The organism is Acetomicrobium mobile (assembly GCF_937920065.1).
This window is the reverse complement of the sequence record NZ_CALETC010000188.1, coordinates 1-12,279: the sequence shown is the minus strand read 5'-3', so window position 1 is coordinate 12,279 and position 12,279 is coordinate 1. Positions and strand designations below refer to the sequence as shown.

Genomic DNA, 12,279 nt, shown 5'->3' with positions numbered 1-12,279 from the left:
TTTGAAAACCCATGACAGCGCTTTTATCCCAAGGAATGTCCAAAAGTGATTTCTATATGCTAACTACGTGACCTACAAACGAGCTGCCGATCCCAGGGTCAAGGTGGCTCTCGTAGGCAAAGGGCTTACCTTCGATAGTGGGGGCTTAAATATCAAGGCTTCAGAAAATATGAGGACGATGAAAGGCGACAAAGCCGGAGCTTGCACCCTTTTAGGAGTCATGAGGACACTGCCCAAATTAAATCTTCAAATTGAAGTACATGCATTAATTGGAGCTGTAGAAAACATGCCGAGCGGCTCGTCTTATAAACCTGATGACATAATTAGGGCATACAACGGAAAGACCATAGAGATCGATAACACCGATGCCGAAGGGCGCGTTACAATGGCCGATATTTTGAGCTTTGCTTCTGGGTTCGGCGCAAGAACAATATTAGAATGGCTTTCCAAGTTACAAGGACCGTAATTGTCTTATCCGTGTCATTTTAAAGTTTAAATCCTTTGGTTTAGCCAAACTCGAAAAGGCTCACATTTAAAGCAGCAGGTTTAAGGCCATGTTTTTTTAATAACGTTTTGACACTTCCGCTGCTTTTGCTCTTACGTGTTGGAGTCTTCTTTCTGTTGGAGGGTGCGAGTTAAATCCGCTGGGGCTGGTTTTATATCCCGCCTCAACCATCTTTTCTAGTGCATATACTAACCCCCATGGATCATATCCAGCCTTAGCGGCCAGCTCTATGCCGTAGTCATCGGCTTCTACTTCTTGCTCTCTGCTAAAACCAGATTCCGCCAAGGCGTAACCTAGATCCAGGGGGTCAATTCCGGATGAGCTTCCTGCCGCACGAAATAGGAGGCCCCACAGGATGCTTCGAGTGACGGTTCTGCCGTAATGGTTAAGCTTTATATGTCCAATCTCATGAGCCAGTACACCTGCAAGCTCATCTTCGTTGTCAAGTAATTCGAGCATTCCTTTTGTGACGGTTATTGAATATTTGTTCAAAGAAAAGGTAACCCATGCATTTGGTTCCCTTTGATCAACTACAGCGATAGGTGCAGAGGAATCTAGGCCGGCTGTCTCAGCCAACCTTTGCCATACCCTCCTTACTGACTCAGGTTCAAGTGAGGCCATGGAGACACATGATGCAAATAGTATAAGTAACACCGCTCCAATAAGAGAGCGCCATATAGCTTTTTTCACTTTCATCCCCCCTTAATTCTAAGAGCGGGGCAAACCAATTGTCGTACAACGAGAAGAATATTCTTCAAATTTTTCATAATAATTGTAATGCTTTATATTAAGTTTGAGAATGCATGATTTACGTAAAAACGAAAAAATGAGTTCGTTGCCCATATTGTTAGCGCAGTTCGTTTCTAGACAAGGTTTTGGGTTAAAGCATATCTATAAGAAAAGAGGGGAGGATTTTATTTTATGTTAGGGGCCATCGTAGGAGATATAGCAGGATCTGTGTACGAGCACAGGCCAATTAAAAAAGAAGATATAGACCTTTTCCCGCCAGGTTGTACATATACGGATGATACGGTGCTCACGGTGGCGGTTGCAGATTGCATTTTAAATGAAGGATCTTATAGCGATTACTACCTCAAATATGCTCGTCAATATCCTGATGCCGGATATGGTCGTATATTTAAGCTATGGGTTAAATATGAGGGACGACGAATTATAAATAGCCTTGGCAACGGTTCGGCGATGCGGGTGAGCCCAATAGGGTGGGCCTGTGAAGATGTAAAAAATGTAATAGAAGAGGCTGAAAAGAGCGCGCAGTCAACACATGCTCACATAGAAGGCGTAAAAGGCGCTCAAGCCGTTGCATTGGCTGTTTTTTTCGCGAAAAAGGGTTCTTCTAAGGAGCATATAAAGTGCGAAATTGAAAGGCGCTTCGGATACGATTTGTCAAGGAAGTTAGATCTTATTCGTCCTTCTTATAAATTCGATCCTACCTGTCCCGGCTCGGTCCCTGAAGCGCTCATAGCCTTTTTGGAGTCCGAAAATTTCGAAGACGCACTGAAGAAAGCGATCTCTTTAGGAGGTGATGCCGATACCCAGGCGGCCATTGCAGGAGCCGTAGCGCATGCTCATTATGGCGGCATTCCTGAGGAAATGACGAAAAAGGCGTGTTCTCTTTTACCTCAAGCATTTTTGGACGTGATTGACGCTTTTGTCGAACGTTATGATGTGTTTTGATCCGAAAAGACCATGAAAGAGGCTGTGAAGAAGCATAAACTAAAAAATAGTTAGTGCACCTATGCTAGTAGCAAGCAATGTTGTAAAAAGCGCGGTCTTGGTGAATGTTCGGCGGAACTTTCCGACTCATTGATCCTTTAAAATAACTTGTGGATCGACTTTATGAAAATAAAAAAAGACGAACCGAGGTGTTTCCTCGGTTCGTCTTTTAACTTATTGGTCGACGAGCTTCAGTGGCACAGCTGCCTCGGGGGTAACTACGTTAAAAGTGAAACTTTCGGTAAAGTAAAGCAAAACGACGTTTTCTTTGTGCTCTTTATAGCCAATGGATATATCCTGGCCCAGGATAAGTTCGAAGTCACCGCCGCGCAAGGAAACTACTATGCCATCATTTACGTGGGGAGAAAAAACTATTTTGCCATCTTCGAGCACATCGCCAATTTTTTTGTACAGTGGATACCCCTCTCCGATAGAGTAAATTCTGCTCCAAAGGGCAAGACCTGCTATAAGGGCGTAGGGGCCTTCAATGCCATGCTGTGTAAAGTGAAGTTTTACTTGGGTTAGGCTGGCTAGTAAATCCGAAGGATCTTGGAGGGGCAGCTCTATGGTAAATTCTTGAGACGCGTTAAAGAGACCTTCTACGGAAGCGTCTTCCAATCCATAAAAGACTGATTTATCTTCAAAAGAGGCCAACTTTCTCGCTGCTTCTTCCAGGTTTGTCAAATCTGGAGATTTTAAGCCTCTAGATATGGCATCAAGTTCGCATATGGAAAGTTCGAATGGTACGTATAGCTCAACTAAGGGCAAACTCAGCCGCGTTGCATAGCAGGCCTCTTTTGAAGCATCACCCTTCTTAAGCCTTCCCGTAGGATACGCTGCGTAATCCCAACCAAATGGACCCAATACATCGGCAAACTTTCTCGCTGAAAGGTTGGCAATTAACACCTCTTTTGCCCTTTCGTCAATTTCTTCCCAAGCGAAACTATCCAGTGGTGCTAATTCCTTTTTAAGAAAATCCATCTCCACCCCTCCCTTACTTTTTATTTTTAAGAGAGCCAATGTTTAAGCTAGAGGTAGGTGCACTGGTTTTTGAAGATGATTCACCCGATGTCCCCGAAGTCGCCGCTTCCTCTATTTCCGTTATGGGCTCTTCGGTGAAAAGGTAAGTGCCCAGGGCATCATCCCATCCAGGCATGTTACGCCTCAGCCATTCAAGCAGCATAGCGGCGTGCTCAATTTCCTCATCTCGATTGTGTTCTATGACGGATTTTATCGTTGGGTCTTGTGTTGTTGCCGCCCTGTCGTGATACCACATGACCGCTTCTATCTCTTCCTTAAGGCTTGCAAGAGCTCGATGAAAGTCCCTATCCTTTGCGGTGAGCTCTTCAACGGGCTCGTGATACTCAGCCACCGGCAATCCCTCCTTAATTTAATATGATTTTCAAAATTCATTATACCTTATCATTCGCGATTGAAGCAAAGTCATGAGCCTTCAAAGGACATCGAAAAAAAGTGAAAGTCGTTACCATGCAAAAGTGAAATACGCAGTAAATTCCTCCTTATCCTGAAATGATCCAGGCAGTCGCTGATAACGTAAAACCATGAAAATTTATGGTATATTTTAATTGATCCTACTTAAGTTATCTTGCAAACAGCAAGGAGAGTAATGTTATGAACTTCAGAAAGTCTCAATTTGTAGAAGGTGGTTTAAAAAGTTCGATTGACTGGCTTAGTATGATAGCCTTGATCGTCACGCTTCTTGCATGGTCAACTGCTTTTGCTGCCATAAAAGCGGCACTTTTTCATTATTCGCCTCTTCATTTAGTGGTGCTTCGTTTTATTATATCGTCACTCATGTTACTTCCCTTTGTGCTCTTTAAATTTGGATTACCGGATTTCAGGGATATTCCCTTCATATTATTTCTTGGTGCAACGGGCATGCTTCTTTGTCATATACCGCTTTGCATTGGTGAACAAACCGTTTCCGCCGGGGCTGCAAGCCTACTAATGGCCACGGCTCCTGTCTTTACTGCCATCATAGCGTCTGCCGTATTAAAGGAAAAAATGACCTTTCTTGGCTGGATCAGCATTGCCACAAGCTTTCTTGGTGCCGCTGCGATTGCTCTGGGAGAAGGAGAATTTGGGCTATCTTTTGGGGCTTTATGGGTATTGTGTGCGGCTTTCATGGAGTCCTTTTATTTTGTATTTCAGAAAAAGCTTTTGCCCAAATACGGCGCTTTTAGGTTAACCACTTACGTCATAATCAGTAGCACAGTATTGATGTTATTCTTTGGAAAGGGCCTTTTAAATGCAGTTGCTATGGCGCCTCTATCTGCAACGTTTACCGTAGCCTATCTCGCGATCTTTCCAACGTGCATCGCTTATGCTAGCTGGGCCTACGCGACATCAAGGAACCCCGCTTCACTCGTTGCAGGAAGTCTGTTTTTAAAACCAGCTCTAGCTATTTTCATAGCTTGGATATGGCTTGAAGAAATACCCTCTCTTTTGTCTATTGCCGGTGGAGCTATTGCTATAATGGGAGTGTGGCTACTTCAAAGGTCTAGTAATTTAGAATGTTAGTATAGACTGCTTTACGGTTGTGGAGTATACTTAATTTTCACATTTGCTTTTTTGATAGAGAGCTAGTTTGGCCACTATCGTGTAATTTACAATAGTTTCGGGAGTGTGTAATAGATATTACAAAATATAGAGTGCTCGTTACAGGTACAAGAGGTAAAAGCAGTTTAGTCAGGTTAATAACAGCTGGATTCAGGGCGCGAAATATATCCTGTTTTTCACGCATAACCGGAGTCATTCCCACAGAATTATCTCCGCGAGGCCTTCGAAGGATTATCAGATCAAGAGGAGGTCACATAAAAGAGCTTCAATGGTGGCTTTCACAAGTACCTCAGGAAGCCGAAGCAATAGTTGCTGAAAATAGCGCAGTGGCAGTAGAAGTTCAACCTTTAGCGGCCAGATGGCTAAAACCAAACCTAGTGGTTTGGACAAACCTGAGGGAGGACCATTTCGAGGCTTGGGGTCCTACAAAAGAAGAAGCAAGGATTGCCTTGTTTGCTGGAGTCCCAAAGGAAGTTCCAGTTGTCTTGGGACCCGGGTTGGAAGAGGATGGGGCACTGCTTGAGCTTTTAAAGAAGAACCACAACGATGTTTATTTTACAAAGGAAAAAGTTTTGAATTTTGAAGATGCCAACATCGCCCTTGCTGTACGATCTCTTAATCTCTTCGGCTTAAATGTTAGCGAAGACATGCTTGATCATTATTTGGAAGATGACCCTGGTAGATTTAGGATTCTTAAGATGAATAACGGCGTTTTGGCATTCGGCTTTTCGGCTAATGATTTAGAAAGCACTGTCAGCCTTTTTTCATCGCTCAAATGGGATGAGAATAACACATCCGTCCTTTTTAACAATCGGCGAGATAGGCCCGGGAGGCTTAAAGCTTTTGAACCATGGCTCAAGAATAAACAGTGGAGAGGCGTTTATATTTGCGGAGCCCATCCGTTGCGATTGATTAAAAATACCCGATGGGTCTGCTTTAAAGATATAAATGACATCGTTTCTTTTGTAAATAAACGTGGTTTAGTGTTTGGTTGTGGCAATATAGCCGGGTTGCCCTTTCAAGAATTAATTGCATATGAAGAGGTGGATCATAACTGCGACAAGATTTAATCATTATCGCACTGAGCATAATTTTAGGCATGATTTTTTATCAAAGGACAGGGGTTGCTACGGGAGGCATCATATCGCCTGGTTTATTGGCCATTAGGTCATTTTCACCTCAATTATTCGCTACAACGATATTAAACGCGCTCATCATATTGTTCATATTGGAAGCTCTCGTGAGGATCTTTGGTTTGTATGGAAGACAAAGAATTTCTATTGCTTTGTTGCTTGCAGTCTCATTGCGGCTTGTTTCGAGTTCATATTTACCATGGATTGGATGGGTAGTTCCTGGACTTATAGCTGCTGACATGCAGCGTCAAGGCGTTTTGCCGACAATGCTAGCATTGCTCATTGTTTCAGGATTATCAGTTCTAGTAGGGTCCTTGTTTTATGAGATATTTTAGTGCTTTCTTTCGCGGCTTATTTTCGTTATTTTGGGGAAATAATACGGCCTTGTCAAAGAAGTGCAACTTAGAGCTCCTCCTTCTTGCCGGCATTATTTCTTTGTTGATGTGGGCATGGCCTCTAGGAAATCTTGCCGCTGAAGAAGAAAGAATTTGGGATAGAGTCAGGGAGGCTCAAGTCTATCTCTACAATCTCAAAGCACAAACAGAGGGGAGCGCTTCCTCCGAGGAGTTAGATCCATCGCAGTGTGGTTTAATTGGGATTGAATGGAGTCCTATAACCACTACGGTTGGGTCCCTTCATTCTAAGCAAATATCGTGCAATCCAATCTGGGCAGTAATATTTTCACGTTGGTTTAATGAGGCAGGTTTAAATAAGGACGATCGAATTGCAATTTTCAGCTCTGGTTCCTTTCCTGGTTTTTTAGTCTCTTCGATCATTGCGGCAGAAGAAAAGGGCTTAGACATATTTCTTCAAGCCTCGTTGGGGGCATCCTCCTATGGCGCTAACGATCCGAATTTCCCTCTTCCGGGCATTCTTATGGAACTTAGAAAGGCCGGGTTCATTTCTACTAAAGCAGCCTTTTATACCCTAGGGGGAGATTATGAAATAGGAGGAGGCATGCCGCAAGAGGGGATAAAAATATTATTGCGGTCAGCGCAATTAGAAGGCGTTCCTGTTATACAAGCTAAATCGTTACAAGAGGTTATCAATACCAAGATGAGTTACTTACAAAAATTTAATCCTTCTTTGGTAGTTCAAATCGGAGGTTCCCACTCTAACATGGGAACTGATGAAAAAGTTTTATCATTACCTCCAGGATTTCTAGATCCGAAATATAAAGAAAATGCGGGCAATGGCATAATAGCTTTAGCACTTAAAAAGGGAATACCCGTTATACACGTGCTTAACGTAAAAAAATTATGTAGGATAACAGGTGTTCCTGAAAAAGTTGATATCGTCAAGCGCGGGCCAATGCCTTTAAAGCTAGAAAGGGCTGTTTTAGGGATGATAAGTTTTACCGTTTTTTTATTGAAGTATAAGCGCTGGACCATAGTGTAATTTCGCTGATTAATTTCCTTCTAGTTTGTTTGATTTTGTCATTTCTGGGATCATTTACCAGACTGGGAAATAGGTTGCTCTAGAATCCAGGCACATTAAAGAGCAGTTCAAATCTAAAGAATGATAAATATATTACAAAAACAGATATTCTTTTTTGATAATTAATGTTATCATGGCATTGACCTCTAAGTTGCTCTTTTTAGTAGAAAGTGTTGCGGAGGTGATTCGGAAGCGGGAGCTTCAAGGGGGGTGTCTTAATTGAAAGACGATCGCTTTGATCGGCTGGCAAATGAGTTGTTGAGGTTAATAGAAATTCCGAGCCCGAGTGGAAACGAAGGTCCTATCCTTGAATACCTCGAAAATAGGCTTCGGTTTCTTAAAGTGCCCACCAAGATACAACCTATCGTAGGAAAAACTGGGAATTTAGTGCTTAACCCTGGTTCAAAAACCTTGCTGGACCTGCACGTGGATACAGTTCCAGGGGTGATGGAGGGCGTAAGGTGCTCCGCGCGCCTTGAAGGAGACTTGGTCTATGGCAGGGGCGCAGCAGATGTAAAGGGTTCTATTGCGTCTTTAATAATTGCTTTGGAGGATTATGTAGACGAAGTGGGAAATAACCATGATTTTCCTGCAAGCATCGTTTTTACCGTAGATGAGGAACAGGGTGGCAGTGGTGCCTATGAGGCGGTTAAATTGTGCCCCGAGGAAGTTATCGTTTTTGAGCCAACGGAGCTTGATATATGCACCATGGAAGCAGGAGCGATTGGAGCGAGGCTCAATTTTTTTGGTCAGACGGCTCATGGGAGCGATTTTGAAGCCGGTCAAAACGCAATATCGAAGGCGGTTGATTTTCTGTCAAAGTTAAAAAAATTGCCCTTCCTTGAAGGCGAGCACCCCTATATTGGCGAAGCCGGTTTTAATGTCCAAGCTCTAAGTGGCGGTTCGCCCAATGAGCTAATCATACCGAGCAGGTGCGAAATGTACATAGACATCAGGCTGTTGCCCGATGTAGATCACAAAGAAGCCGAAAGACAATTAAGGCATCTTTTCGATAGGGAGGGTATCGAATACGAAATGGACGACATCTCTCCTCCCTTTAATTTAGGAGAAGATGTTCCGATTGCCGATAAGCTCATGGGAGTTGCCTCAAATGACCTGGGGTTAAACCTACAGTTCGGAGCGTTTAAAAGCTGGAGCGATGCTGAGCCATACGTTACTGCAGGGATTCCTGCCGTAGTTTTTGGTCCAGGTAAACTTTCGGTAGCGCATACGCCTTTTGAGCACGTTTCCCTCAAGGAGATGGATTTGGCAAGTCAAATCCTAACGGCGTTTTTGACGAACTTGTTGACCTTTTCGGAGCATGAGTTAGACTATCTGGAAGCTCGTTAGTGCTTTACAAATTATTTAAGGGCAGTTTTTGCTGTGTCTAGGATTAGGTTTCAGCAAAAGACTGCCCTTGTTGTTTGTAGCAACATGAATGAGTAAAATAGGTATTTTTCGATATCTCAAAGAAGGCTCATGCTCGCTCTTGCTCTTCGAGGTCCTTTATAAACCTGATCCATCTTCCCCTTCGTTCCATCTCCAGGAAGCCTTGACTTTTGTAAAAATCTTGAGCGTGGAAATTTTTTTCGCCCGCCCATAACTCTATGATCTTTACTCCTTTTTGGGTGAGTAAATTAATAGCTTCCATCAAAAGTAACTTTCCAACCCCGTGGCCCTGGTAGTCGGGGTCAACTACTATCTCATGGATCTCCCCCACTATATGTCCCTCCGGAGATGCCCATTTATGGTCTGTCGACACAAAACCGACAACGCGAGAACCCTCAAAGGCGGCCAAAAATCCTCCTTCAGCCCGTCTGTATAGCCATTTAAGGTATCTTTTTATATCTTCGGGGTCAGTATCAGCATATTCCTCCAAGCCTCGATATGCGCGTTCGTAAAGCCGAGTGATCTCAGCTTCAAAGTCCATCGGGTTCACACTTTGTACCTTTATCGAATCTGACGTGTCGCAGGGTTCAAAACCCCATGAGCAACCATCCCCTTTACACTTGTAATTTGTCTAATTAAATAAATTTATGCAGCGGAGCAATGTCTCCTTCAGGGGTCACGTATCTGACCTCACATTCAAGCCAATATCCTATCCGTTTGTAGACTATATCTCGAATTTTCGCTACCAATTCGAAAGCATCCTTTGATGTTCCACCTCCCACGTTGACTATAAAGTTGGCATGAACAGGACTGACCATTAAACCACCAATGCGAAGGCCTTTCAGCCCAGCTTCTTCGATTATCTTTCCTGGTGGCCCAGCTGCTTTGTATATTTCCGGATTATTTGTAAATACAGAACCGCAGTTAGGCTGTTTTAGTGGGAACTTGTGCTTTCGTTCGGCTAATATATCGATGGCGCGCCTTCGTATGTTGTTTGGTTCATCCAAACTTCCTTCTAAGTGAGCTCTTAATATTATAAGGTTTTTGCGTTGAAATACGGAACTCCTATAGGAAAATTCACATTCCTTTCTGGTCATTTCTACGACTTTTCCATTTTCGTCTAAAGCCCATATGCGTTTTGTTGTATCGCCAATCGACTGTTGCAAGCTGCCACCATTCATGTAAATGAGTCCACCTAATGTTCCTGGAATTCCTGCGGCGTGTTCAATTCCGGCTATACCCCTTGAGGCGGCGAGCTTGACGAGAAGAGGAACCCATACGCCTGCATCAGCGATTATGTTTGCCCCATCAATTTTGACGTTTGCAAAGGCTTTGCCAAATTTTGCGACGATACCGCGAAGACCTTCGTCGGAAAAAAGGATGTTACTACCTTTGCCTATAACAATCAAGGGAATGTCATATTCCTTTGCAAAGGCTAGTAACCTTTGCAGAGAAGATACGTCTGCTACCTCTACCAATATGTCTGAAGGGCCTCCTATTTTCCAGCTCGAGTGCATTGATAAAGGTTCCTTTACCTTCACGTTGTTTACGCCTATCGCGCGGAGCTTGTCTGCTAATTTCTTCAGTTTCAATTTCAACTTCAACCCCTCAAATCTTGTCAAATCACAAAAATCCCGAAATATTTTTATTTTTATATTGTAGCTTTTAATAGGATATCAAACTTTTAGGATATTTGTAGGGGGTAATTCCTCCAAAAGAGTACAAAAATTTAACCGCTCTAAGATCGCTGATGTAAGCCCGTCTTGGGGATATTGCCATTAATCCTCTTTTGTTTTATCCAGTTTTCGATTTACAGTTTATTACAATAATATCATTGACATCATCATTATATTTTGCAATTATTTTACTGTCTACGTAATAAATCTAAATGACCTATATTAACTAAAATATTAAACATATATCATGAATAAAACTTCAAATGTGATTTCGTTGAGCAGTATATGTCAATAAAAAATAATATACGGTCAACCTTTCAAAGATGTACAATTTGTCTTTGCATGTTGCATTTCTTAAAACTAATTTAGTTTCTTAATCTTTAGATCCATGCAATGACGCCCTCAAGGGGTTCTGTAAAAGAGCACCTTGAATAAATTAATTGTCAGCCTTATTTTATCTTTTAAGCTTTTGCGAGTCTGACGCAAGAAAAATCTTTTAAACAACACTGCGTTATCCCTTTTCTAAGGCATGATCTTATTCGCCCTGGTTGTCAGATAGCCTGTTTATTTACAGAGACTTGCTCTGCATTTTTGTATGATGAAGAGCAACCCCCCTTTTTAGCCTTTTTTTGTTATAATATACATGGCTCAGTAGAGCGCAAATGTGTAAGGGAGGCCCCATCTTGAGTCTTTTGTCCAAATGTAAGGATTTTGTCTCACTGGATAATATTGTGGCCTTAATAGGGGTCGAAGGTAAAACGATGGTTTTTACGCGCGATGGTGATGTTTGTTACGTGGATAAAAGCGTAAGAACCGTAGCGAGAAAATTTGAAAAATTGTGCGCATTTTATCAAAGCGCATTAACTTCTGAAAGGAAGGAATTAGGTCGTAAAAAGAGGAAGTGGTGTGTTGATGAAGGGGACATTTGCTGAAGCTAATGAGTATACAGCAAGCGATATACAGATTCTGGAAGGCCTTGATGCTGCTCGTCGCAGGCCGAGTATGTATATTGGGGATACTGGCATACGAGGTTTGCACCATTTGGTCTACGAAGTGGTGGATAACGCAATAGACGAAGCCATGGCCGGCTATTGCGATCACGTGATTGTGACTCTTCATTCTGACGGTAGTGTCTCTGTGGAGGATAACGGCAGGGGTATACCTGTGGATGTGCATCCTAAGGTCAATAAATCAGCCGCCGAGGTTGTATTAACTACGCTTCACGCTGGAGGTAAGTTTGATAATAAAGCCTATCAAGTCTCCGGCGGACTTCATGGCGTTGGCGTATCCGTAGTTAATGCTTTATCATTATGGCTTGAACTTACCGTGTGGCGTGATGGTCTGGAATGGCATCAGCGTTACTCCAGGGGCGTCCCTCAGTGCGAATTAAAGGCGATCGGAGAAGCTAATCGTACAGGGACGAAAGTGCACTTTATGCCCGATGACGCAATTTTTGAAGAAAGGGATTTTTCCTTTGATATATTAAGTGCCAGGTTGAGAGAAATTGCTTTTTTGGTGCCAGGTTTACGTATTGAACTAATAGATATAAAAAACAACAAATCGTCTTCTTTTAAGTACGATGGTGGGATAGTTTCCTTCGTCGAGTATCTAAATAGGGATAAAACACCGCTATTTAAGGAGCCAATTCACATATCTGGCGAAAAAGACGATGTTTTAGTGGAAGTTGCTCTACAATACAACGACTCATATCAGGAACGTCTTTTTGCCTTTGCAAACCTCATTCATACCATCGAAGGCGGCACTCACGTTATAGGTTTTAGGGCGGCTTTAACGCGAGCAGTAAACGAAATGGCAAGGAGGCAAA

Annotated in this window: 14 protein-coding genes; 9 read left to right on the top strand and 5 right to left on the bottom strand. The window is 42.7% G+C overall.

The features are described 5' to 3' along the window. Positions 1-67 precede the first annotated feature (67 nt). The gene (locus Q7P41_RS07390; protein WP_369693147.1) at positions 68-466 is read left to right on the top strand and encodes a hypothetical protein; all 399 of its coding nucleotides are present in this window, start codon (positions 68-70) and stop codon (positions 464-466) included. A 96-nt stretch (positions 467-562) separates the two neighbouring features. Here the strand turns inward: Q7P41_RS07390 and Q7P41_RS07385 are convergent, their stop codons facing one another. Continuing rightward, on the bottom strand, positions 563-1,201 hold the full coding sequence (locus tag Q7P41_RS07385) for a M48 family metallopeptidase (protein WP_303883195.1): 639 nt from the start codon (positions 1,199-1,201) through the stop codon (positions 563-565). A gap of 225 nt (positions 1,202-1,426) precedes the next feature. On the opposite strand from Q7P41_RS07385, the gene Q7P41_RS07380 reads away from it, so the two are divergent. Next, a complete protein-coding gene (locus Q7P41_RS07380; RefSeq protein WP_303883194.1) occupies positions 1,427-2,200 on the top strand; it encodes an ADP-ribosylglycohydrolase family protein in 774 nt (257 codons plus the stop codon). Between the two features lie 213 nt (positions 2,201-2,413). Here Q7P41_RS07380 and Q7P41_RS07375 read toward each other — a convergent pair whose 3' ends face one another. Both Q7P41_RS07375 and Q7P41_RS07370 read right to left on the bottom strand, forming a co-directional pair. Next, a complete protein-coding gene (locus Q7P41_RS07375; RefSeq protein WP_303883193.1) occupies positions 2,414-3,220 on the bottom strand; it encodes a family 1 encapsulin nanocompartment shell protein in 807 nt (268 codons plus the stop codon). A 13-nt stretch (positions 3,221-3,233) separates the two neighbouring features. Continuing rightward, a complete protein-coding gene (locus Q7P41_RS07370) occupies positions 3,234-3,611 on the bottom strand; it encodes a ferritin-like domain-containing protein (RefSeq protein ID WP_303883192.1) in 378 nt (125 codons plus the stop codon). Positions 3,612-3,871: 260 nt separating this feature from the next. Here Q7P41_RS07370 and Q7P41_RS07365 point away from each other — a divergent pair, with 260 nt between their 5' ends. The 5 genes from Q7P41_RS07365 (at position 3,872) to Q7P41_RS07345 (ending at position 8,739) form a co-directional block, all read left to right on the top strand. Next, positions 3,872-4,780: a DMT family transporter gene (locus Q7P41_RS07365; RefSeq protein WP_303883191.1), complete on the top strand. Its 909-nt coding sequence runs from the start codon at positions 3,872-3,874 to the stop codon at positions 4,778-4,780. Between the two features lie 131 nt (positions 4,781-4,911). After that, positions 4,912-5,889, top strand: a complete 978-nt coding sequence (locus Q7P41_RS07360) for a Mur ligase family protein (RefSeq protein ID WP_303883190.1) — start codon at positions 4,912-4,914, stop codon at positions 5,887-5,889. Next, positions 5,874-6,287: a poly-gamma-glutamate biosynthesis protein PgsC/CapC gene (locus tag Q7P41_RS07355; RefSeq protein ID WP_369693148.1), complete on the top strand. Its 414-nt coding sequence runs from the start codon at positions 5,874-5,876 to the stop codon at positions 6,285-6,287. Before Q7P41_RS07360 ends, Q7P41_RS07355 begins: the two co-directional genes overlap by 16 nt. 49 nt (positions 6,288-6,336) lie before the next feature. Beyond that, on the top strand, positions 6,337-7,350 hold the full coding sequence (gene pgsW / locus Q7P41_RS07350; protein WP_303883189.1) for a poly-gamma-glutamate system protein: 1,014 nt from the start codon (positions 6,337-6,339) through the stop codon (positions 7,348-7,350). A 258-nt stretch (positions 7,351-7,608) separates the two neighbouring features. Further along, a complete protein-coding gene (locus Q7P41_RS07345; protein ID WP_303883188.1) occupies positions 7,609-8,739 on the top strand; it encodes a M20 family metallopeptidase in 1,131 nt (376 codons plus the stop codon). Between the two features lie 127 nt (positions 8,740-8,866). Here Q7P41_RS07345 and Q7P41_RS07340 read toward each other — a convergent pair whose 3' ends face one another. Continuing rightward, positions 8,867-9,319 carry a GNAT family N-acetyltransferase gene (locus tag Q7P41_RS07340; protein WP_303883187.1) on the bottom strand — a complete coding sequence of 151 codons (453 nt, stop codon included), beginning with the start codon at positions 9,317-9,319 and terminating at the stop codon, positions 8,867-8,869. Between the two features lie 94 nt (positions 9,320-9,413). Beyond that, entirely contained in the window at positions 9,414-10,376 is a 963-nt protein-coding gene (gene murB, locus Q7P41_RS07335) for a UDP-N-acetylmuramate dehydrogenase (RefSeq protein WP_303883186.1), read from the bottom strand. A 761-nt stretch (positions 10,377-11,137) separates the two neighbouring features. Between murB and Q7P41_RS07330 the strand changes: the two genes are divergently transcribed. Both Q7P41_RS07330 and Q7P41_RS07325 read left to right on the top strand, forming a co-directional pair. After that, positions 11,138-11,386, top strand: coding sequence for a hypothetical protein (locus tag Q7P41_RS07330; protein ID WP_303883185.1), 249 nt, complete (start codon positions 11,138-11,140; stop codon positions 11,384-11,386). Continuing rightward, positions 11,367-12,279 (top strand): ATP-binding protein (locus Q7P41_RS07325; protein ID WP_303883184.1); only part of this gene is annotated, 913 nt, incomplete at its 3' end. The genes Q7P41_RS07330 and Q7P41_RS07325, both read left to right, overlap by 20 nt.